This window comes from Pseudomonas sp. LS.1a (assembly GCF_022533585.1).
Taxonomy (GTDB): domain Bacteria; phylum Pseudomonadota; class Gammaproteobacteria; order Pseudomonadales; family Pseudomonadaceae; genus Aquipseudomonas.
In genome coordinates, this window is record NZ_CP092827.1 from 4137137 (window position 1) to 4159525 (window position 22389).

23 protein-coding genes are annotated in these 22389 nt (G+C 62.7%); 6 read left to right on the forward strand and 17 right to left on the reverse strand.

Features of this window, described 5'->3' with window-relative positions; translation table 11 throughout:
* Positions 1-208 precede the first annotated feature (208 nt).
* From MKK04_RS19185 to MKK04_RS19250, 14 genes are all read right to left on the reverse strand, one after another.
* The gene (locus MKK04_RS19185; RefSeq protein WP_207829705.1) at positions 209-1771 is read right to left on the reverse strand and encodes a flagellar hook-associated protein 3; all 1563 of its coding nucleotides are present in this window, start codon (positions 1769-1771) and stop codon (positions 209-211) included.
* A gap of 13 nt (positions 1772-1784) precedes the next feature.
* Positions 1785-3827: a flagellar hook-associated protein FlgK gene (gene flgK / locus MKK04_RS19190; RefSeq protein WP_207829691.1), complete on the reverse strand. Its 2043-nt coding sequence runs from the start codon at positions 3825-3827 to the stop codon at positions 1785-1787.
* A 12-nt stretch (positions 3828-3839) separates the two neighbouring features.
* Entirely contained in the window at positions 3840-4994 is a 1155-nt protein-coding gene (gene flgJ, locus MKK04_RS19195) for a flagellar assembly peptidoglycan hydrolase FlgJ (protein WP_241105889.1), read from the reverse strand.
* Between the two features lie 11 nt (positions 4995-5005).
* Entirely contained in the window at positions 5006-6115 is a 1110-nt protein-coding gene (locus tag MKK04_RS19200; RefSeq protein WP_015271237.1) for a flagellar basal body P-ring protein FlgI, read from the reverse strand.
* Between the two features lie 12 nt (positions 6116-6127).
* The gene (flgH, locus tag MKK04_RS19205; RefSeq protein ID WP_013973620.1) at positions 6128-6823 is read right to left on the reverse strand and encodes a flagellar basal body L-ring protein FlgH; all 696 of its coding nucleotides are present in this window, start codon (positions 6821-6823) and stop codon (positions 6128-6130) included.
* A gap of 35 nt (positions 6824-6858) precedes the next feature.
* Complete coding sequence (flgG, locus tag MKK04_RS19210; protein WP_013973621.1) at positions 6859-7644, reverse strand: flagellar basal-body rod protein FlgG; 786 nt, start codon at positions 7642-7644, stop codon at positions 6859-6861.
* Between the two features lie 47 nt (positions 7645-7691).
* Positions 7692-8432 (reverse strand): flagellar basal-body rod protein FlgF, encoded by a 741-nt coding sequence (gene flgF / locus MKK04_RS19215; RefSeq protein WP_233687571.1) that lies wholly within the window; start codon positions 8430-8432, stop codon positions 7692-7694.
* A gap of 160 nt (positions 8433-8592) precedes the next feature.
* Positions 8593-8775, reverse strand: a complete 183-nt coding sequence (locus MKK04_RS19220) for a hypothetical protein (protein WP_025340098.1) — start codon at positions 8773-8775, stop codon at positions 8593-8595.
* A gap of 48 nt (positions 8776-8823) precedes the next feature.
* The gene (gene flgE / locus MKK04_RS19225; protein WP_207829663.1) at positions 8824-10146 is read right to left on the reverse strand and encodes a flagellar hook protein FlgE; all 1323 of its coding nucleotides are present in this window, start codon (positions 10144-10146) and stop codon (positions 8824-8826) included.
* A gap of 28 nt (positions 10147-10174) precedes the next feature.
* Entirely contained in the window at positions 10175-10876 is a 702-nt protein-coding gene (gene flgD, locus MKK04_RS19230) for a flagellar hook assembly protein FlgD (protein ID WP_241105890.1), read from the reverse strand.
* Positions 10877-10888: 12 nt separating this feature from the next.
* A complete protein-coding gene (flgC, locus tag MKK04_RS19235; protein ID WP_024087485.1) occupies positions 10889-11332 on the reverse strand; it encodes a flagellar basal body rod protein FlgC in 444 nt (147 codons plus the stop codon).
* A gap of 2 nt (positions 11333-11334) precedes the next feature.
* Entirely contained in the window at positions 11335-11745 is a 411-nt protein-coding gene (gene flgB, locus MKK04_RS19240; RefSeq protein ID WP_063912859.1) for a flagellar basal body rod protein FlgB, read from the reverse strand.
* 366 nt (positions 11746-12111) lie between these two features.
* Positions 12112-12939 carry a protein-glutamate O-methyltransferase CheR gene (gene cheR, locus MKK04_RS19245; RefSeq protein ID WP_233687569.1) on the reverse strand — a complete coding sequence of 276 codons (828 nt, stop codon included), beginning with the start codon at positions 12937-12939 and terminating at the stop codon, positions 12112-12114.
* Positions 12940-12990: 51 nt separating this feature from the next.
* Positions 12991-13920 (reverse strand): chemotaxis protein CheV, encoded by a 930-nt coding sequence (locus tag MKK04_RS19250; RefSeq protein ID WP_207829652.1) that lies wholly within the window; start codon positions 13918-13920, stop codon positions 12991-12993.
* Positions 13921-13997: 77 nt separating this feature from the next.
* On the opposite strand from MKK04_RS19250, the gene flgA reads away from it, so the two are divergent.
* The 5 genes from flgA (at position 13998) to MKK04_RS19275 (ending at position 17289) form a co-directional block, all read left to right on the forward strand.
* Positions 13998-14750: a flagellar basal body P-ring formation chaperone FlgA gene (gene flgA, locus MKK04_RS19255; RefSeq protein WP_207829642.1), complete on the forward strand. Its 753-nt coding sequence runs from the start codon at positions 13998-14000 to the stop codon at positions 14748-14750.
* A 164-nt stretch (positions 14751-14914) separates the two neighbouring features.
* The gene (gene flgM / locus MKK04_RS19260; protein ID WP_063912863.1) at positions 14915-15229 is read left to right on the forward strand and encodes a flagellar biosynthesis anti-sigma factor FlgM; all 315 of its coding nucleotides are present in this window, start codon (positions 14915-14917) and stop codon (positions 15227-15229) included.
* 49 nt (positions 15230-15278) lie between these two features.
* Positions 15279-15746 (forward strand): flagella synthesis protein FlgN, encoded by a 468-nt coding sequence (locus tag MKK04_RS19265; RefSeq protein WP_207829627.1) that lies wholly within the window; start codon positions 15279-15281, stop codon positions 15744-15746.
* A gap of 80 nt (positions 15747-15826) precedes the next feature.
* Entirely contained in the window at positions 15827-16570 is a 744-nt protein-coding gene (locus tag MKK04_RS19270; protein ID WP_207829625.1) for a flagellar brake protein, read from the forward strand.
* 149 nt (positions 16571-16719) lie between these two features.
* A complete protein-coding gene (locus MKK04_RS19275; RefSeq protein ID WP_241105891.1) occupies positions 16720-17289 on the forward strand; it encodes a hypothetical protein in 570 nt (189 codons plus the stop codon).
* A 200-nt stretch (positions 17290-17489) separates the two neighbouring features.
* Here MKK04_RS19275 and MKK04_RS19280 read toward each other — a convergent pair whose 3' ends face one another.
* From MKK04_RS19280 to bkdR, 3 genes are all read right to left on the reverse strand, one after another.
* Complete coding sequence (locus MKK04_RS19280) at positions 17490-18830, reverse strand: MFS transporter (protein ID WP_063912867.1); 1341 nt, start codon at positions 18828-18830, stop codon at positions 17490-17492.
* A 126-nt stretch (positions 18831-18956) separates the two neighbouring features.
* Positions 18957-20198, reverse strand: coding sequence for a glutamine synthetase family protein (locus MKK04_RS19285; RefSeq protein ID WP_241106817.1), 1242 nt, complete (start codon positions 20196-20198; stop codon positions 18957-18959).
* 273 nt (positions 20199-20471) lie between these two features.
* Positions 20472-20957 carry a Bkd operon transcriptional regulator BkdR gene (bkdR, locus tag MKK04_RS19290; RefSeq protein WP_012273540.1) on the reverse strand — a complete coding sequence of 162 codons (486 nt, stop codon included), beginning with the start codon at positions 20955-20957 and terminating at the stop codon, positions 20472-20474.
* Positions 20958-21155: 198 nt separating this feature from the next.
* Here bkdR and MKK04_RS19295 point away from each other — a divergent pair, with 198 nt between their 5' ends.
* Positions 21156-22388, forward strand: a complete 1233-nt coding sequence (locus tag MKK04_RS19295) for a 3-methyl-2-oxobutanoate dehydrogenase (2-methylpropanoyl-transferring) subunit alpha (RefSeq protein WP_233687567.1) — start codon at positions 21156-21158, stop codon at positions 22386-22388.
* Position 22389: the final 1 nt, after the last annotated feature.

Consider the following 22389-nt stretch of genomic DNA (forward strand, 5'->3'; position numbering starts at 1 on the left):
TGGTCACATTGAAATGCTACGAAAGCCGTGGCGAGGGTGTGCGGACTGGGCGTTTCGCAGGCAGGAAAAAGGCGGGGCCGCTTTGCGCCCCTTCGCGGGCACGCCCGCTCCCACAGGTTTGACATGAGCTTGAGGCCCATGCAGTTCCTGTGGGAGCGGGCGCGCCCGCGAAGGGCTGCAAAGCAGCCCCATCTTTTTAAACCACCGATCAGAGCTTGTTGAACAGGCTCAGCTGAGAAATGCGCGAGAAGGCCAGTTGCGAGGCTTCGAGCATGGCCTGCTGCAAGGTCAGGGTGATGGCCGCCTGGGACATGTCGGTGTTGCCGATGGCGTTCTGGGTAGTCTTGTTGGCCAGGCCCAGGCTGGTGTTCTCCTGGCGCTGGATCTCCAGCGAGTTGCCACGGGCACCGATCGAACCGCGAGTGATGTCAATTTGCTCACGAGCGCTGGCCAGGTTAGCGATTGCCGAAGCCACCGAATCCTTCAACGCATTGGCCTGGCCAATACCGGTCACCGGCGTGTCCAGCGCCGCGCGCAGCTGACTGAGGGTTTCCAGCACGTTCTGGTTCTGGTGGGTGTTGGCCGTGACCGCAAACTGGTCACCCGCCTGCGGCGAACCGGAGACCTGGTAGGTCACACCGGCCACCGTCAACGCCGGCGCAGTGAAGGTGCCCGTGGCTACCGGCTTGCTATCGGCTGTCATCGGCTGGGCGTAGAACTCGTAGCTGCCCGGCCCGGTGAACTTGATCACCGCACCATTGCTGGGGAAGGTGCTGCGATAGGCGGCCTGGTCGGTTACGGTGCTGCTGGTGACCTGGGCGCTGGAAGTGTTGCCTGCGCTGCGGGTGGTGTTGAACGAATCCGGACGCGCCGCCAGGGAAAATTCACGCCCCGCCACGGCGGCATCGGCATCGGCGCCCTCCTCCAGGGTGACGGTGATTTCGAACTCCACGCCACGCAAGGCAATGCGGTTGGCACCTTCGGTCTTGCTGTCGAAGGTACCGTTGGTGGCGGTTTCAGCAGTGACGTCGTTGCCATTGGCGTCGGTAATCACGTACTGGGTCGCACTGGTGAAGGTCAGCTTGTACGGCTGGCCCGCAGTGAAGCTGTTGTTGTAGCTGCTGCTCGAGGTCATCAGGCCTGGCGATACCCCGACCACGCCATCGTCGGTGGCCGGCACCAGCAGGGTCGACTGGGTGCGGCTCTTGTTGCTGGCCGAGTCGAAGATGGTGAAGCCGGTGTCGTTGGTCGCCAGGTTCAGGGTGTCGGACACCTGCAGGCTCAACTGGGTCTGGTCACCGTGGTAGCTGTAGGTGCCGTCGGAGTTGCGCACATAGGGCGGCGAGGTGCTCTTGGAGCCGCCGAACATGTAGTCGCCATTGGCATCGCGCGAGTTGAGCAGGCCGAAAATGTTTGCCTCGATCTCTTTCAGCTCGGTGCTGATGGCCACGCGGTCGGAATCGGTAACCCCGGCACCACCGGCGCGGATTGCCAGCTCACTGGCACGCTGCATGGCATCGTTGATGGTGGAGAGCACGCTCTCCTCCTGCAGCAGGGCATTGCTCACCGTATTGATGTTGCTGCTGTACTGGTCCAGCAGCGACTGCTGCTGTTGCAGCAGCAACAGGCGCGCAGCGCCGACCGGGTCATCGGCCGCAGTCTGGATGCGGATACCCGACGTCACCTGATCGTTGGTCTTGTTCATGCTGGAGAAGTTCTTGGAGTAGCTGCTGGCGCTGGACTCATAGAACTGAGCGGTGGAAATACGCACGAGAGTCTACTCCTTACAAGGCATTGATCAGGGTGCTGAAGGTTTCTTGCGCCGCCTTGATGATCTGCGACGACGCTGTGTAGTAATGCTGGAACTTCACCAGGCTGGCCGCCTCGTCATCCAGGTTCACCCCGGACACCGCGCTGCGGCTTTCGCTGGCGGACTTGAGCACCGCCTGGGTCGCCGTGGTGTCGATGGTGGCCTGGTTGGCCTTGGCCCCCACGCGCTCGACCAGCGAGGCATAGGCCGAGGTGAAGCTGGTGCCGCCGCCAGAGCCGGTGTTCACCGTCGACTTGGTCTGCAGGCCCAGCAGCGCCGTGGCATTGCGGTTGTCGGCCTTGCCGTCGGCATTGAACGACAGGGTGAAGCTGTCGTTGGCCGCCGGGCTGCCACCGATGGTGGTCTCGACCGCGAAGGTGCGCGGGTTGCCACTGCCGTCGAGAATCGGGTTGCCAGCAGCATCGAGCATCGGCACAGCCACCGACAGTTTGTTGTCGGTACCTGGCACCACGCTGCCGGTGCCTATCTGGGTACCTTTGGCATCGTACAGCTTGTAGCCCTGGGAGCCGCCACTGGCGGCGTCGAACACCACGCGCACCGGCATCGAGTCGCGAATCGCCTGCTGCACCAGCGCGGTATCGGCACCGCCATAGATGTCCAGCGATTCGCCCAGCGTCGGCTGGGTGATGGTGCCGGTGCCGCTATTGCCACTGCCCGCCGTGGCACTGATCGGCCCGGCGAAAGCCAGCTTGTTGGCATCGGTGAGGGTGGTGGTGATGCTGCCGGCTGCCGCACGGGTGGGGATCACCTTGAAGCTGTCCCCTGCCGCCAGGCCACCGCCATTGAGCGACAGGCTGAAGCCGTCGATCACCGGCGCCGGGTCGGCGCTGAGGTCGAAGGTGCCCATGTCGGTGCCGTCGGAACGGCGCACGCTGTACTGGTTGGCGCTGGTGAACTTCACCTCGTAGTCGTAGGTGGTCAGCTTGCCACTGTCAGCAATGGTCACATCGAGGTTGCCAGAGCCGGAGCTGTTGTTCGACGAGGCCAGGCTGCGCTGGGCAATGGCGGTGGCACTGTTGATGCTGGAGAACAGCGAGCTGCCGAACTGCCCGTTGGCATCCAGGCCCTGGCCCAACTGGCTGTTGATGCTGTCGGCCACCACCAGGGCGACACGGCCGAGCTCGTTCATCGACGGCGTCAGCACATCCTGGCGATAGCGCAACAGGCCGCCGATGGTGCCACCGGTAATCACCGAGGTCACGTCGGAGCTGAACGACTCGTAGTTGATGCGCAGGCTGGCCTGGCTCTTGTCGGCAGCACCCGGCTGCACCGACAGGGTATTGGCCTTGTTGCCGGTGACCAGCGACTGGCCACTGCCCAGGTATACGTCGTAGTTGCCGTCACGCTCCTGCACCGTCACACCCACCAGCTCGTTGAGCTGACGCACGGCTTCGCTGCGCGCATCCAGCAGGCTGTTGGGGGTATTGCCGGTGCCACTGGCCGCGGCGATCTGCTTGTTGTACTCGGCGATGCTGCCGGTGAGCTTGTTGACTTGCCCCGCCAGCGTATCGAGCTGGGAGTTGATCACATCGTTCTGCTGGCTCAGCTGGGTGGACACTGCATTGAAGCGGTTGCTCAAGGTCTGCGCCTGGGTCAGCAGCAACTGCCGCGAGGCGACGTCACCGGGCTTGGCCGCTGCGGTCTGCAGGGCCGAGAAGAATGCGGTAAGGACCGAGCTGATACCGGTGTCACGGTCGGCCAGCAGCTTGTCGACGGTGGTGATCTGGTCCTGGAAGGCGACCGAGTCGGCCTGCAGCGAGGTGGCGGTCTGCAGCTGGTTGTCCAGGTAGGCACTGTAGATGCGGCGCACGTCCGACAGCGTGGTGCCGGTACCCAGGAAGCCCGCGCCGATGTTGTGCGAAGGGCCCGCTGCCTGAATCGTCTGCTGGCGCGAATAGCCACTGGTTGCGGCGTTGGCGATGTTGTTACTGGTTACCGACAATGCCGCCTGGCTGGCACTCAGGCCACTCAGGCCGATAGAAATCAGGCTCGACATGATTTAGTCCTTTTATAGATTCGTGGTTCTGCCAGCCATGGCGTATTGCGGGGTTGCTTGCATTTGCCGGGCGATGCTGATGATTTTCTTCGCATAGCCCGGGTCGGTCGCATAACCTGCCTTTTGCAGCTCTCTTGCAAACTGCTCAGGGTTATCGGCCGAATCCAGTGCATCTTGATAGCGGGAATTGCTCTGCAACAGGCTTACCAGGTCGTGGAAGCTGTCCTGGTACGAGTCGTAGCTGCGGAACGCCGCCGTTTCCTTGACGAACTGGCCGTCACGGAACTCGCTGGTGATCGCCCGCGCCTGCTCGCCCTGCCAGTTACCGGTGGCCTTGATGCCGAACAGGTTGTGGCTGCTGCTGCCATCGGTGTTGCGCATTACCGATTTGCCCCAACCGGTTTCCAGGGCGGCCTGGGCCACCAGGTAGCGCGGGTCGATACCAATGCGTTTGGCGGCCTGTTCGGCCATCGGCAGCATGGTGGCGACGAATTCGTCACTGTCGGCGAAAGCCTTGTTCGGTGCCAGTGGCGGCTGGGCCACGGCGCGGCCGAGGATGCGCAGGCCGTTGTCCGGCACGGCGAAGGCCTGGGCTACCTGCTGGCCGTCACGGGCCGGTACGGCAGCGCTGTTGGCGGTGGCCGCCGACGGCACGATGCCGGCCAGCAAGCGGTCAGTGAGTTTGCTCGGCAACGCCAGGCGCCGCGAGTTGAGCGCGGCAACGTCGTTGCGGGTAGCTGCCGAATCATTGGCATGCACCGGCTGCGCCACCTTGTTGCCCCACAACGCCGGGCCACCGCCCTCGGCGCGCGGGAACGGGCTGGTATTGATGGATGTGCTGCGGCCCTTGGTCAGCTGGCGCACCAGCACGTCCTGCAGGCCGATACCGCCACCTTCGCGGGACATGCTCACGGCCAGCTGCTGGTCGTACATGTCGCGGTACTGCTTCACCGTTTCGGTGTTCATCGGATTGTCGTCGGCCAGCACGTCGCTGGCCTTGCGCGAGGCCTTGAGCATTTCGCTGATGAACAGCGATTCGAACTCCTGGGCCACCTTGCGCACGTTGGCTTCGCTGTCGCGATCCCCCACCTTCAGCGAGCTGAGGCGGTTGAGGTCGGTGTAGGCGCCGCTGTCGACGCTACCGGAAACCAGGCTTTTGCTGTTCATCCGCGCCGTCCTCAGATCACGATCAGGTCGGCCTGCAAGGCGCCGGCCTGTTTCAGGGCTTCGAGGATGGCCATCAGGTCGCTGGGCGCTGCGCCCACCTGGTTCACCGCGCGGACGATCTCATCCAGCGTGGTGCCCGGGCCGAACTTGAACATCGGTTTGGCTTCCTGCTCGGCGTTGACCCGCGAGCGCGGCACCACGGCGGTCTGGCCGTTGGAGAACGGGCCCGGCTGGCTGACGATCGGGTCTTCGGTAATGGTCACGGTCAGGCTGCCGTGGGTCACCGCGGCCGGCGACACCTTGACGTTCTGGCCGATGACGATGGTGCCGGTACGCGAGTTGATGATGACCTTGGCCACTGCCTGGCCCGGGTCGATCTCGAGGTTCTCGAGAATCGACAGGTAGTCCACGCGCTGGCTCGGATCCATCGGCGCAGTGACCCGCACCGAACCGCCGTCCACGGCCTGGGCCACGCCTGGGCCGAGCAGGTCGTTGACCTTGTCGACGATGCGTTTGGCGGTGGTGAAGTCGGGGCGGTTGAGGTTCAGGGTCAGGCTGTTGCCCTGGTTGAAGCCGCTCGGCACTGCACGCTCGACGGTAGCACCGCCAGGAATACGACCAGCCGACGGAACGTTGACGGTGATTTTCGAACCATCGCGGCCCTCGGCATCGAAGCCGCCCACCACCAGGTTGCCCTGGGCCACGGCATAGACGTTGCCGTCGATACCTTTGAGCGGGGTCATCAGCAGGCTGCCGCCGCGCAGGCTCTTGGAGTTACCGATCGAGGACACGGTAATGTCCACCACCTGGCCTGGCTTGGCGAACGCCGGCAGGTCGGCATGCACCGACACGGCCGCGACGTTTTTCAGCTGCACGTTGCCGGAGCCGGCCGGCACCTTGATGCCGAACTGCGACAACATGTTGTTGAAGGTCTGCAGGGTGAACGGCGTCTGGGTGGTCTGGTCACCCGTACCATTGAGCCCCACCACCAGGCCGTAACCGATCAGCTGGTTGGAGCGCACGCCAGAAATGCTGGCAATGTCCTTCAGGCGCTCGGCCTGGGCGCCAAAGGCACAGGACAGAAGCAGGGTTGCGGCAATCAGCTGCCTCACGTTGAACATGGTCATCCGTACTCAGAAAGGCCAAAGCGGGCTGATGAAGAAGCGGTCCAGCCACCCGGGCTGGCTGGCATCGGCGAACGAGCCGGTACCGGAATAGGTGATGCGTGCATCGGCCACACGGGTGGACGGCACGGTGTTGTCGGTGGCGATGTCGTCGGCGCGGATCATGCCGGCAATGCGCACCAGCTCTTCGCCGGTGTTCAGGGTCAGCCACTTCTCGCCGCGCACGGCGATGATGCCGTTGGGCAGCACTTCGGCCACGGTCACGGTAATGGAACCGGTCAGGGTGTTGCCCTGGGTGGCCTTGCTGTCGCCCTTGGTGGCGCGCTCGCCGCTGTAGCCGGCCTCCAGCGACAGGTCACCACTGCCGAACGGGTTGTTGGTGCTCGGCGTGCTGCCAAACAACGAGGTCAGGCCGATATTGGCGTTGCTGTTCTTCTGGATCTGCGAGCCGGCGTTCTTGCTGGCCGATGTGCGCTCGTTGAGGGTGATGGTGATGATGTCACCCACCCGGAACGCCTTGCGGTCGCTGTACAGGTTCTGCTCGAAACCGGCCTGGTAGATCGAACCGTTGTTGGCCGCTGCCGGCAACGGGGTGCGCGGCAGTACCGGCGCGTAGTACGGGTCGTTGGGCTTGGGCGTCGGCGCGACGCAACCTGCCAGCAACACCGCCCCCCCCAGGGCGAAAACGGACAACAGACGATTCATGACGCTTACCTCACGGGTGCAACAGAGTGACTGGTTTAGAGCTGTTGAGTGACGAACGACAGCATCTGGTCAGCGGTGGAAATGACCTTGGAGTTCATCTCGTAGGCACGCTGGGTAGTGATCATGTTCACCAGCTCTTCCACGGTGCTGACGTTGGAGTTTTCCAGGGTCTGCTGCAGGGTGGTGCCGAAACCGTTCAGGCCCGGGGTGCCGACTTGCGGCGCGCCACTGGCGGCGGTCTCAAGGAACAGGTTGTCGCCGATCGCCTGCAGGCCGGCCGGGTTGATGAAGTCGGCGGTCTGGATGTTGCCGATCACCTGCGCTGCCGGGTTGCCGGCGGTGGTGATCGACACGGTGCCGTCCTGGCCAACGGTGAAGGTCTGCGCATCGTTCGGCACGACGATGGCAGGCTCCAGGGCGTAACCGTTGGCGGTGACGATCTGGCCGTCGGAGTTCAGGTGGAAGGTACCGTCACGGGTATACGAAACCGTGCCATCCGGCTGCAGGATCTGGAAGAAGCCACGACCGTTGACCGCCATGTCCAGCGGGTTTTCGGTGGTCTGCAGGCTACCGGCGACAAAGCTTTTCTGGGTGCCAACGATGCGCACACCGGTACCGACCTGCAGGCCCGAGGGCAGCTCGCTGTCCTGGGTCGACTGGGCGCCGGGCTGACGACGGATCTGATACAGCAGGTCCTGGAACTCGGCACGGTCACGTTTGAAACCGGTGGTCGAGACGTTGGCCAGGTTGTTGGAAATGACCGTCAGGTTGGTGTCCTGGGCGGACAGGCCGGTTTTAGCGACCCAAAGAGCCGGAAGCATGTTGATTCTCCTCGTGCGCCTGTTTTACGGCACCCGTTCAAAAGTGATTAGCCGATTTGCAAAACCCGAGCCATGGCTTCGTCGCCTTCCTTGGCCGTGTTCATCATCTTGACGTGCAGTTCGAACTGGCGGGACAGCGCCAGCACCGAGGTCATTTCCTCGACGGCATTGACGTTGCTGCCTTCCAGGAAGCCCGACACCACCCGCACATTGACGTCGGCGGCGGCCGGCTGGCCGTCGCGGGTATGGATCAGGCCATCCAGGCCCTTGGTCAGGCCTTTGGTGTCCGGATTGACCAGCTTGATGCGGTCGACCTCGGCCATTACCCGCGGGTCTTCACCCATGGAGCGAATGCTGATGGTGCCGTCGGCCCCCACTTCCACCTTCTGCTCCGGTGGAATGGCGATCGGGCCACCGTTGCCGATCACCGGCATGCCGTTGCCGGCACGCAGCACGCCAAGGGCGTCGATGTTCAGGCTGCCGGTACGCACGTAGGCTTCGCTGCCATCGGGCGCCTGCACGGCAATGAAGCCCTTGCCGGTCACCGCGACGTCCAGGTCGCGACCGGTCTCGACCAGCGGGCCTTCGCTGAAGTCGGTGGCCGGGCGCTCGGTCATGGCAAAGGCGCGCGACGGAAAGCTGTCGCCGAACACCGGCATCGAGCGCGCCTGCTCCAGGTCACGCTGGAAACCGTTGGTGGAAATGTTCGCCAGGTTGTTGGCGTGGGCCTTCTGCGCCAGCGCGTTCTGGCTGGCACCGGTCATGGCCACATAAAGCAACTTGTCCACAGTATCTCCTCTGCGCGTAGCTGCCGCGCTGTCACTGCGCAGGTTCAAAGCAATAATCGAACCAAGTCTGAAAGCCCTTGTTTACAGGGGTTTCAGCGTGGTGAGAGGCAATAAACGTCAGTTTGTCGGCGGATGTTTGCCGTCTGCGGCAAGGGTTTGCTCAGAAGGTGCGGCAAGCGGCGTTGTTGTAGGGGCCGGAATGGCGCACCCAGCCTTCGCCCGGGCTGCTGGCCGAGCACATGTAGCGACCGGTAGCCAGGCTTTGCCATTGGTAGAACGGGGCGGGAGCGGCCGCGAGTGGCAGGGCCATGGCCAGCAGGGCTGTGAGCATTAGCCGTTTCATGCGTTGAGACCTCGAGAATTTGGGGCCGCTTTGCGGCCCCAATAACCATCAGGTCATCTGGATGATGGTCTGCATGATGGTGCTTTCGGTGGAGATGGTCTTGGCGTTGGCCTGGTAGTTGCTCTGCGCCTTGATCAGGTTGACCAGCTCGCCGGTCAGGTCGACGTTGGAATCTTCCAGCGCACCGCCAGTGATCTGGCCCAGGGTGCCGGTGTCCGGGGCGCCGATCACCGGTACGCCCGAGGCGTAGGACTCTTTCCAGCTGGTACCGCCAACCGGGGTCAGGCCCTGCAGGTTGGCGAAGTTGGCGATGGCCACCTGGCCGATGACCTTGTCCTGGCCGTTGGTGAAGTTGGCGAACATGTTGCCGCTTTGATCGATGGTCAGACCCGACAACTCGCCGGTAGCGAAGCCATCCTGGCTCTTGGCGGTGGTGGCGCTTGCTGCGTTGTACTGAGTGGTGCCGAGCATGTCCAGGTTCACCCCGGCCAGGTTGGCAGTGGCGCCGTTCGGGCTCCATACGCCGGCAGCGTTCTTCTGTGCCGGAATCCAGTTGTCGAGGGTGAAGGTCTTGTCGGCGGCGATGGTCATGCCACCGGCTACCGGGCCTGCAGTCATGGCAGCAGTATCAAGGGTGCCGTCGGACTTGAACGGCAGCTTGTTGGCCAGTGGCGTGGTCGAGGTCGGGTCGGCGGGGTTGCGACCGTCGATGGTGGTGTACATGGTCCAGGAATTGCTGGCGGCATCCTTGACGAAGTACTGGTTCAACTGGTGCGCGTTACCCTGGCTGTCGTACACATCGGTGTTGAACGTGTAGTTGTAGCTGCCGGTATTGGCAGGATCGAACGGCGTAATGGCCGGTGCGGTAGCACTGGAGTTCAGGTTGACATTCTCGGAGATTTTTCCGGTCGGGTTCGGCGTCAGGTTCGAGGTATCGATCTGCAGGTTGGTCAGCACGCCCTGGATGATCTTGCCGTTGGCATCCACGGCATAACCTTGCAGGTTGGCGCCCGACGAGCTGACCACGTAACCGTCCTTGTCGCTGTAGAACGCACCGGCACGGGTGTAGATCTTCGAGCCGTTGTCGTTCATCACGAAGAAGCCGTTGCCATCGATGGCCATGTCCAGCGCCTGGCCGGTGCCATTGATGTTGCCCGGGGTGAACATCTGCGACACGGCAGCAGTCTTCACGCCAGTACCCACCACGTTCTTGCCGGCACTGGTGCCGCGCACGGAGTTGGAGTACTGGTCGGCGAACTCGGCACGCGACGACTTGAAGCCGGTGGTGGCAACGTTGGCAATGTTGTTGCCAGTTACGTTCAGGGCCTTGTTTGCTGCATAGAGGCCGCTAAGGCCGATATTGAAAGACATGTGTAACTCCTGTCGTTTTGCTCAGGCCCTAGATGCCGATGCTTTGGATTTTGGAAAGCGCAACACTGCCCAGCCCAGCCAGGTTGAGCGTCATCTCCGAACCGCTGGTACCCATGGTCACACTGGTGACCGAGGCCGGCAGGTTGGTGGTCATGGTGGTGGCCTTGCCGTCGATCGAAGCGGTGGCCTTGAAGGTATAGGTACCTGCCGCCACGGCTTCGCCGTCGTCATTCAGGCCATCCCAGGTAAAGTCGATCTTGCCGGCTTTCTGCGTACCCAGGTCGATGGTGCGCACCAGTTTGTCGTCCTTGTCGTAGATACCAACCGAGGTGGCAGTGCTGGACGACGTCAGGTTGACAGTGCCTTTCATGTCCTTGCTGGTGTCGACCACAGCCTTGTTGGTCTCGACAATGACATTGCGCCCGACCAGCGACGACGCCTGCAGGGCCTGGGATGACTGCAGCCCCGCCGCGATATAGGTCACCGAATCATTCAGCGACTGCATGCTTTCGAGGCTGCTGAACTGCGCCAGCTGTGCCACGAACTCGCCGTTTTCCTGCGGATCGAGCGGGTTCTGGTTCTTCATCTGGGTAACCAGCAGCTGCAGGAATGCATCCTTGCCCAGGGCGCTGCCGGCAGCGCCGGTGCTGCTGTCGGTTTTCGACGTCTGCTTCTGCAGCGAGGTCAGGTACGCGCTGCCGACCTCGGTTGTGGAATTGGTGGTGGTCATGTCGGCTTCCTATCACTGCCCCAGGGTCAGAACTTTCTGCATCATGCTCTTGGCCGTGTTCATCAGCTCGGCATTGGTCTGGAACGCGCGGCTGGCAGAGATCATGTCAGCCATTTCCTCGACCACGTTGACGTTCGGGTAGTAGACGTAGCCGTCCTTGTTCGCCGCCGGGTGGTTGGGCTCGTAACGGGCCTCCAGGGTGCTCTGGTCCTCGACGATGCCTTTTACCTGCACGCCCTGCCCTGCCTCGCCCTGGTCCTCGAACAGCGACTGGCTGCTGCCGGCCTGCGCGTCCTGGAAGGTGGTGGCGAACACCGGGTGGCGCGCGCGGTAGGTCTGGTCGATGCTCGAGGACACGGTCTCGGCGTTGGCGATGTTCGAAGCAACGGTGTTCAGGCGCGTGTTCTGCGCACTCATGCCGCTACCGGCAATGTTGAAGACACTGGAAAGGGACATGGTCATTCTCCCCGCAGGGCCGAAACCAGCCCTTTGAATTTACTGTTGAGCAAGGTGAAGCTGGCCTGGAAGCCGACGGCGTTTTCGGTGTAGTTCGATTGCTCGATCTGCGCGTCCACGGTGTTCTGGTCGATCGACGGCTGCGTTGGCGTGCGGTACTTGAGGGTATCGTCGGCCATGGCCAGGCCCTCGGCCTCGATATGACGGCTGTTGGTACGTTCGAGGCTGAAGCGGCCACCGCTCTGCTGCTTGTCGCTTTCGGCGGCGAGCACCGAGGCGAAGTCCATGTCACGCGCCTTGTAGTTGGGCGTGTCGGCGTTGGCGATGTTGTTGGCCAGCACTTCGGCGCGCTGGGCGCGGAAGCCCAGGGCCTTTTCGTGGATACCAAGCGCCTTGTCGAAGCTGATGCTCATGTCGGGGAAACCTTCGGAGGTTGACCGGAATATCGTTGGGCAAGGTATAGCAAGGGCTGTGCCAACCAACGGAAAGCCCGGAAATACGGGCCTGCAGGGCGCAGTGCTGTCAGAGTGATGCCAGAAAAGCGGCAAAGGCCTTCCGCCTTGGGTGGCGAAAGCGGCAATTGCCGGGCGGCAAAAGCGGCAAAACAAAAAATTGACGTCAGCATTTTGCCTGAGCCGGCCTCTTCGCGGGCGCGCCCGCTCCCACAGGTAGAGTGCGACCCTGAGGTTTGCATGGTTCCTGTGGGAGCGGGCATGCCCGCGAAGAGGCCGGCTCAGGCAAACAAAAAGGCCGGCAACTTTCGCTGCCGGCCCTCTTGGTTACTTGGCCTGGTAGATGATCCCCGGGCTGCACTGCACCATCTGGTAATGGTCCGGCAGCCCGTTCAGCGCCTCGGAAGCCCCGAGGAACAGATACCCACCTGGCTTCAAGGTACTGTGAATGCGCAACAGGATGTCCTTCTTCACCTGCGCCGAGAAGTAGATCAGCACGTTGCGGCAGAACACCACATCGAACTTGCCCAGACTGGCGTAGCTGTCGAGCAGGTTGAAGGCGCGGAACTCGACGCGACTGCGAATCGCCGGCTTGACCGCCCAGCGCCCCGGCCCCTTGGTGTCGAAGTAACGCTGCAGGCGCTCCTGGGACAAACCGCGGGCAATCGCCAGGCTGTCGTATTCGCCGGTCTTGCAGTTGGTCAGCATGGTGCCGGACAGGTCGGTGGCAACGATCTGCGCCCCCATCTTCAACTGGCCGAGGTTGCTGCGCTCGAACTCGTCGATGGCCATCGAGATGGAATACGGCTCCTGCCCCGACGAACAGGCCGCCGACCACATGCGCAGGCGCTGGCCGGGGTTGTTGCGGATGAACTCGGGGATGACCTTGTTCTTCAGCACCTCGAACGGGTAGGTATCACGAAACCACAGGGTCTCGTTGGTGGTCATGGCATCGACCACCTGCTCGCGCAAGCCGCCACGCGGCTGGACCTGGATGCGCTGCACCAGCTCGCCCAGGCTCTTGATGCCCTGTTGCTCCATCAGCTTGTTGAGACGGCTGGAAACCAGGTACTGCTTATTCTCGCCCAGCAGGATGCCACAGGCTTTCTCCAGGAATACCCGGAACTGTTCGAAATCCAAATTACCCGTAGACACTACTGCCGCCTCTTTTCAATCACTGGTGCCGGGGGCCTGCCCCCGGCCGCGTCAATGCGTTGCCTTGATCCGGTCGACCACCCGCTGGGCCAGGTCGTCCGGTTTGAACTTGGCCAGGAAGTCATCGGCACCGACCTTCTTGACCATTGCCTGGTTGAACACCCCGGAAAGCGAAGTATGCAGGCAGATGTGCAATTTTTGCATGCGCGGATCGCTGCGGATCTCTGCCGTTAGCGTATAGCCATCCATTTCCGGCATTTCAATGTCCGAGATCATCATCAGGAACTCTTCTTCCGGCTTCTTGCCCTCATCCACCAGCTGGCGCAGGTAGTTCAGGGCCTGGCGGCCGTCGTTGAGCGCCACCACCTCGACCCCCACGGTCTGCAGGCAGCGACTGACCTGCTTGCGCGCCACCGACGAATCGTCGACGGTAAGCACCCGCAGCAGCACGGCCTTGTCCTGCACCTCGGCATCGATCACCCCGTCCGACACCGACTCGGACGACGGCGCCACTTCGGCCAGCACCTTCTCCACGTCGATGATTTCGACCATGCGGTTATCCACCCGGGTGACCGCGGTGAGGTAGTGGTCGCGGCCGGTGCCCTTGGGTGGCGGATGGATCTCTTCCCAGTTCATGTTGACGATGCGCTCCACCGAGTGCACCAGGAAGCCCTGGGTCTTGGTGTTGTACTCGGTGATGATCACGAAGCTGTTGCGCGTGTCTTCCTGCAGCGACCGCAACCCGGTGGCCATCGACAAGTCGAGGATCGGGATGGTCGCCCCGCGAATATTGGCGACACCACGCACCACCGGGTGCGCCTTGGGCAGCAGGGTCAGCGCAGGGCATTGCAGCACTTCCCTGACCTTGAATACGTTGATGCCGTATAGCTGTTCACCATTGAGGCGGAACAGCAGCAATTCCAGGCGATTCTGCCCCACCAGCTGCGTGCGCTGGTTGACCGAATCCATCACTCCTGCCATGCCAGACTCCTTTATGTTTCAGCCTTTCGTTGCAACTCAGGTAGAGAGTCGGCACGGGCTTTGCTTTTTTGAGCGCCATGTACACGAAAACGACATTTTCCCGACGATTGACACGCCTGCTGACTGGCTCGCTGGCGATGCTGTGCCTGTTGCTGCCCGGCGTTCGCACAGTAGCGGACGCGTTTACCTTGCCTGAACAGCTTATCGGTGTCACCCAAGGGTTTCTTGAATTCAGCGTTGAAGATTACCTGGCCACCACCCAGACCGCCGGCCGCTACGAAATCCAGGTCAACCCGCTGGACCCGCGCCTGCGCATGCCGCTGTGCAGCCAGCAACTGGACGCCTCGCTGGAAAGCCCGGCCCAGCCGCTGGGCCGCGTCACGGTAAAGGTGCGCTGCGAAGGCTCGGCACCGTGGACCGTGTTCGTGCCGGCCACCGTGCGGCTGTTCCGCGACGTGGTGGTGGTGACCCGCCCGCTCAAGCGCGACAACGTGGTGGGCGAAGGCGACGTGGCCCTGCGCGAGCGCGATGTCGGCACCCTGGGCCAAGGTTTCCTCACCGAACTGGATCAGGCGGTGGGCATGAAGATGCTGCGCCCCACGGTGATCGACCAGGTCCTCACCCCGCAACACCTGGAACAGGCCGAGGTGGTACGCAAGGGCGACCACGTGGTGATCATCGCCCGCAGTGGCAGCCTGAGCGTGCGCATGCCAGGCGAAGCCCTGAGCAAGGGTGGCCTGAGCGAGCAGATCCGGGTGCGCAACCTCAATTCCAAACGGGTGGTCAAGGCCAGGGTGACCGGCCCCGGCCAGGTCGAGGTCAGTATGTAGCCAGCCCACGGATTTGCGCTGGCGGTAAGGAACCGCTTTTCCTAAACTGTGTCAGAAAACGGGTTCGCGAGCTTGCTGACAGGCGGCTATGCATTTGTGCCTAAAGTTTCTTTCGGGTTGGCCGAAAACAAGGCAAGCGTCCAAATACCCAGAGGTTTCTGATCATGGTCATCGACTTCAGTCGTTTGAATAACTCTCCGTCCGTCACGGGCGGCGTGCGCGGCAACACCGCGCCCGGCAGCGCCGAAAAACCGGCAGCCAGCCAGGAAGCGGCAACCGCCACCAGCGCCAGCGGAGAAGCGGTACACCTCAGCCAAGAGGCCCAGCAGTTGCAGAAGATCAGCGACAAGCTGCGCGACGAGCCGGTGGTCAACAGTGCCCGTGTGGCCCAGTTGAAACAGGCAATCGCCGACGGCAGCTACCAGGTCGATGCCGGCCGGGTCGCCAGCAAACTGCTCGATTTCGAAGCCCAGCGCTGACCGTTCGGCGCGCTGACTTCACGGACGCCAGAAAAGCCAAGAGTTAGCCATGCACGACACCACCTTGCTGCAACTGATCGAAGATGACATTGCCCCGATGCAGGAACTGCTGGACCTTCTGCAAAAAGAAGCGATAGCCCTGCATGGCCGCGACATGCCGCTGCTGGAGCAGATCCTGGCGCGCAAGCAGTCGTTGATCATCTTGCTCGAGCAGCACGGCCAGCGCCGCAGCCAGTTGCTCGGCAGCCTGGGCCTGAGTGCCGATCGGGCCGGTGTGCAGGCGGTGGCCGCGCAATCGCCCCATGGCGAAGCGATGCTGCAACGGCTCGACATGCTGTCGCAACTGATGGACAGCTGCCAGCAGGTCAATCAGACCAATGGCCGGATCATCCAGGTGCAGCAACACGTCACCAACAACCAGATCCGCATCCTCATGGGCGGCGATTCTCCGTCGCTCTACGACAGCCGCGGCAGCACCTCGCCGCTGGCCAAGCCACGGGCCCTCAGCCAAGTGTGATTTTTTCTATCAAGGCACGGAACATACTGGCAAAATGCCGTTAATTGCGTGTGTCGCTTTTGCCTGGAGAACGATAAGCCGTGTTCAATGAATCCGATGCCCCGCAGCCGCCAAAGGTGCTGAACACCCCTTTGGAGATTGCGGCCAACTTGCGGCAGCTGCAGGAAAGCCACGACCCCCTGATCATCACCTTCCATGACCGCAGCCAGCGTTTCCAGAGCTACGTGGTGCACGTGGACCGTGAAAGCAACACCCTGGCGCTGGACGAGATGATCCCGCGCGACGGTGAGAAATTCATCGAGAACGGCGAACACTTCCGCGTCGAAGGCTTCCACGATGGCGTACGCATCGCCTGGGACTGCAACCAGGAGTTGAAGATCAGTGAAGTCGACGGCCACCGCTGCTACCGCGGCGCCATGCCCCAGGAGATGACCTACCACCAGCGCCGCAACGCCTTCCGCGCCGCGCTGAAGCTGTCACAGCTGGTCGATATCATCCTCGATGGCGCCCACCTCAAGGGTAACGGCGCCCTGCGTGGCAAGCTGCTGGACATCTCCGCCACCGGCTGCAAACTGCGCTTCGAAGGCAATGTCGAGGATCGCCTGCAACTGGGCCAGGTGTACGAGCGTTTCAAGGCGGGCAACCCGCTGGGCCTGGTCGACACCATGGTCGAGCTGCGCCACCTGCACTATGAAGAGCGGATCAATACCACCTTTGCCGGCGTGCGCTTCCATAACCTCACCGGGCAGGCGCAACGCAAGGTCGAGAGCTTTGTGTACCAGCTGCAGCGTGAAGCGCGGCGGTTCGACAAAGACGACTACTGATCCTGCCGTGGATGGGCGTCATTGCAACGCCCATTCCCTTTGACCGCATTACCCTCACGCTGCAAACCTTCCCGCTGCCTTGAGCACAGCCCTGCGCCGATCGTACCTGCTCGCACTCACTACCGGGTGCCCTTTGAGCAGGAGGCTTCATGAACGCTAACAGTTTCACCGCCGAACTGGGTTCCGATCGAGGCACTATCGGGGTCGTTGACTCCACCCTGAATCCACGCCTGGACGGCTGGCTATGCCCGAGTAATCATGACCAATTCTCGCCCATGAGGTTTACGTTCACCTTGCAAGGTGAACATGACGGGGATAAGTCCTACCACATCAGCGCTGCAGAGGGTTGGGCCTATACCGGCGCATTGGTCCAGACAAGTACTACCGGGTGGGTGGGCCTTTACGGGCTGGGTGTCGTCGGCAGGCTTGTGGATTATGTGACAGCGGCCAACTCCCGTGGCCCGGATCCACGCTGGCGAATACGGACTCTGAGCGAATGGGACGGCGATTTGAAAACCTTGGGGAATGTGGAGTTTCATTTGCTGGACAGGTATGGCCAGGCGATGTCGATAGAATCATACAGGCACGACTCCGTCTCTCCGTCTGGTGAAATCGGCAAAAGAGCGACCGTCAGTTCTACATTTGCCAACTATGTGAGCGTGAACAAGGAAGCTCAGAAGAAGATACGCTTCAAACTGCGCGACATCCGCGCCACCTGACAGCTGCGGTTCGACAAAAACGAGCGATGATCGTCGGCCGAATGCAAAAACGCCACCTGCCAAGGTGGCGTTTTCATTTGTGCTTTTCCTGTGCTGGCCCTTTCGCGGGTGAACCCGCTCCCACAGGTAATGCGCTGCCCCCCAGAGTTGGTGTTACCCCCTGTGGGAGCGGGTTTACCCGCGAAGAGGCCGGTACAGGCTTACACCGATTTGCTTACCTCACCCTCCGGCTCAGGCGCCTTATCAGCCCCCTTCTCTTCCGCCTCGGTATCTTCGGCCGCCACCGGAGCCTGCATCATGTCCTGCACCGTCTGCTCATCCACCCGTGGGTCCAGCGCCGCCGACAACGGCGAACCGGCCGCCGGCATGGCCACGTGGCCCAACGGCGCATCCTGCACCTGGTGCAGCCCGGTGACCGCCTTCGGCCGAATGCGCCACACCAGCACCAGGGCAAAGAACACGAAGAAGGCATACAGCATCTGCGGACCCAGCACCTTCATCAGCACGCCTGCAGCCAGCGGCCCGATGCACGCGCCGACGCCGTAGGTCACCAGCAGCATCGCGGTCAGCGACACCCGTCGCTCGCTTTCCACATGGTCGTTGGAAAACGCCACCGCCAGCGGGTACAGGCAGAACTGCAGCAACGAAATCACAAAGCCTATGCCGAACAGCAACTCCAGCGGCACGCTGGGCAGTATCGCCAGCGGCGCCGAGGCCAGCGCCAGGCCTACCGCCACGCTGCGGATCAGCACTGCCCGGTCGTAGCGGTCGGACAACCAGCCCAGCGGCCACTGCACCAGCAGGCCGGCAAAAATGCAGCTACCCATGAACAGGCCGACCTGCTCGGTAGTCATGCCCTGGCCGGCGGCGTACAACGGCGCCAGGCCATAGAACGAGCCGACGATCAGCCCCGAGCCCAGCACCGTGCTGAGCGACTGCGGCACGCGCTTGATGAAGAACTTCGGCTCCATTGGTGCCGGGCGCAACGGCGCCGGGTGAATGCGCCGGGTCATGGCGACCGGTACCAGGCACAGGGTGAAACACATGGCCACCAGCATCAGCAGCTCCAGGCCAAGCTGAGGGTGCACCACCAGAATCAGCTGGCCGAGCACCAAGCCCAGGTACGAGGCGATCATGTAGCCGCTGAACACCGCGCCGCGGTGCTTCACATCGGCCTGCTCGTTTAGCCAGCTCTCGATGACCATGTACTGGCACATCATCCCCAGGCCGACGATCATCCGCAGCCCGACCCAGGCCGGCAACCAGCTGGTCAGGCCATGGCCGAGCACCGCCGCACCGACGATACCGGCGCAGGTGGCATAGGCGCGTATGTGCCCGACCCGGCCAATCAACCGGTGGCCTACCTTGCCGCCGACCGCCAGGCCAAAGTAGTTGGCTGCCATCAACGCACCTACCCACAGGCTGTCGACATGGTCGGCAGCCAGGCGCAGGGCCAGGTAGGTACTGAGCAGGCCCGAGCCGATCAACATCATCAGCGCGGCGAAATACAACGACTGAAACGGCTTCCATATATTTCGCATAGGTCCCGTAAAGCTCCCTGTTCAGGTGGCGGGGTGCTAGAAGCATAAGGGGAAAAAACGCCCGGCGCAGGCCCCCGCTAGCGATTTGGTGCAGCGGGGGCGTATCCGGTGTCGGTCGTGTCGCGATCAGGCCTGTGCCGCCAGTACCCGACGCTCCCACGGCGTGATCTCGTCGAAGAAATCACTCAGCTCCAGGGTCTTGCTGGCGACATAGCCGTCGATGAACTCGCTGCCGAACAGCTCCCGCGCCAGCGCGCTACGCTTTAACCGCTCCAGTGCGGCATGCAGGGTGCACGGCAGGCTCAGGTGCTCCGGCACTTCGAACTCACCCTGGATGGCCGGCGACGGCTGCAGGCGCTGCTCGATGCCGTGCAGCCCGGCGGCCAGGCTGGCCGCGATGGCCAGGTACGGGTTGGCGTCGGCGCCGGGCAGGCGGTTCTCGACCCGCCGCGCCACCGGTGCGCTGGCCGGGATGCGCAGGCCTGCGGCACGGTTGTCCTCGGACCAGCAGGCATTGTTCGGCGAGGCATAGGGGTGGCACAGCCGCTGGTAGGAGTTGACATTGGGCGCGAACAGCGCAGTGAAGTCGGCCATGCACGCCTGCAGGCCGCCAATGAAATGGTGGAAGGTCTCGGTCGGCAAACCTTGCTCATCGCTGAACACATTACGCCCGCTGCCCACCTCCACCAGGCTCTGGTGAATGTGCATGGAGCTGCCGGGCGTGCGTGCCAGCGGTTTGGCCATGCACACCACGGTCAGGCCGTGCTTGAGCGCCACTTCCTTGAGCAGGTGCTTGAACAGCAAGGTCTGGTCGGCCAGCAGCAACGGGTCGCCGTGCAGCAGATTGATCTCGAACTGGCTGGTGCCCATTTCGTGCATGAAGGTGTCGCGCGGCAAGCCGAGCGCGGCCATGCACCGGTACACCTCCTTGAAGAACGGGCGCAGGCCGTTGTTGGAGCTGACACTGAACGCCGAATGGCCCAGCTCGCGGCGGCCGTCGATGCCCACGGGCGGCTGGAACGGCTGTTGCGGGTCGGTATTCGGAGCAAAGACAAAGAACTCCAACTCGGTCGCCACCACTGGCGCCAGGCCCAGCGCCGCATAGCGGGCGATCACGGCTTTGAGATGCCCCCGGGTGGACAATGCCGAAGGCCGGCCATCCAGTTCGTTGGCATCGCAGATCGCCAGGGCACGGCCGTCGTCGCTCCAGGGCAGGCGGTGGACCTGGCCGGAGTCAGGCACCAGCGCCAGGTCGCCGTCGTCGCTGCCGTAGAACTTAGCCGGCGGGTAGCCGCCCATGATGCATTGCAGCAGCACACCCCGGGCCATCTGCAGGCGGCGGCCTTCGCGGAAGCCTTCGGCGGTCATCACCTTGCCGCGCGGGACGCCGTTGAGGTCGGGAGTGACGCATTCGATTTCATCGATGCCCTGCAGGTGCCCGGTGTTCATGACGCTTGTCCTTGTTGTGGTCGGCTGACAACAACATAGGCTGGGGGTGTTTAAAATATCAAGCAGCACTCTCGATACCGCGTGGCTCTCTTCGCGGGCATGCCCGCTCCTACAGGGACCGCGCTGGCCTTGAGGGCAGTGGTACCGCTGTGGGAGCGGGCGAGCCCGCGAAGAGGCCGGCACAGGAGACAGCTATTCCCGCAAGGTCATGCCATTGGCCGGCAGTGGCAAGGCGGTCTTGTAGCGAACCTGCTTGAGGGCAAAACTCGAACGTATGTTGGCCACCCCCGGCAACCGCGTCAGGTAATCGAGAAAACGCTCCAGCGCCTGGATGCTCGGCAACAACACCCGCAGCAGGTAATCCGGGTCGCCGGTCATCAAATAGCACTCCATCACCTCGGGCCGTTCGGCAATTTCTTCCTCGAAGCGGTGCAACGACTGCTCCACCTGTTTTTCCAGGCTTACATGGATGAACACGTTCACATCCAGCCCCAACGCCTCGGGCGACAGCAAAGTCACCTGCTGGCGGATCACCCCCAGTTCTTCCATGGCCCGCACCCGGTTGAAACAGGGCGTGGGTGACAGGTTCACCGAGCGGGCCAGCTCGGCGTTGGTGATGCGGGCATTTTCCTGCAGGCTGTTGAGAATGCCGATATCGGTACGATCGAGTTTGCGCATGAGACAAAATCACCGGTTTTTTGTGTTTATACGGAATGTTTATCTGCCCCGCTCGGCAAAGGCAATCAACTTGAGAGAAAAATTCTCCTGCCGGGCCACTAAGATGTAGGGGACGCTGACCTACCAGTCACAAGCCGGTACTCAGCGGCGGCCGCTTCAGAGCTCACAAAAACAAATACCCGAGCGAGCGTAAAAAGCATGAACGAGTACGCCCCCCTGCGTTTGCATGTGCCCGAGCCTACCGGCCGGCCAGGCTGCCAGACCGATTTCTCCTACCTGCGCCTGAACGATGCAGGTCAAACCCGCAAGCCCCCTGTCGACGTCGATGCTGCCGACACCGCCGACCTGGCCTACAGCCTGGTCCGCGTGCTCGACGAGCAAGGCAACGCGCAAGGCCCATGGGCCGAAGACATCGACCCGCAAGTTCTCCGCCAAGGCATGCGCGCCATGCTCAAGACGCGGATTTTCGACAGCCGCATGGTGGTCGCCCAGCGCCAGAAGAAGATGTCCTTCTACATGCAGAGCCTGGGTGAAGAAGCCATCGGCAGCGGCCAGGCCCTGGCGCTGAACCGCACCGACATGTGCTTCCCCACCTACCGCCAGCAAAGCATCCTGATGGCCCGCGACGTGTCGCTGGTCGAGATGATCTGCCAGCTGCTGTCCAACGAGCGCGACCCGCTCAAGGGCCGCCAGCTGCCGATCATGTATTCGGTGCGCGAGGCCGGTTTCTTCACCATCAGCGGCAACCTGGCGACCCAGTTCGTGCAGGCGGTCGGCTGGGCCATGGCCTCGGCGATCAAGGGCGATACCAAGATCGCCTCCGCGTGGATCGGCGACGGCGCCACTGCCGAGTCGGACTTCCACACCGCCCTCACCTTCGCCCACGTGTACCGCGCTCCGGTGATCCTCAACGTGGTCAACAACCAGTGGGCGATCTCCACCTTCCAGGCCATCGCCGGTGGCGAGTCGACCACCTTCGCCGGCCGTGGCGTGGGTTGCGGCATCGCCTCGCTGCGGGTTGACGGCAACGACTTCGTCGCTGTGTACGCGGCCTCGCGCTGGGCCGCCGAACGCGCCCGTCGCGGCCTGGGCCCATGCCTGATCGAGTGGGTCACCTACCGTGCCGGCCCGCACTCGACCTCGGACGACCCGTCCAAGTACCGCCCGGCCGATGACTGGAGCCACTTCCCGCTGGGCGACCCGATCGCCCGCCTGAAGCAGCACCTGATCAAGATCGGCCACTGGTCCGAAGAAGAACACCAGGCCACCACTGCCGAGCTCGAAGCCGCGGTGATCGCCGCGCAGAAGGAAGCCGAGCAGTACGGCACCCTGGCCAACGGTCACATCCCGAGTGCCGCCTCGATGTTCGAGGACGTGTACAAGGAAATGCCTGACCACCTGCGCCGTCAACGCCAGGAACTGGGGGTTTGAG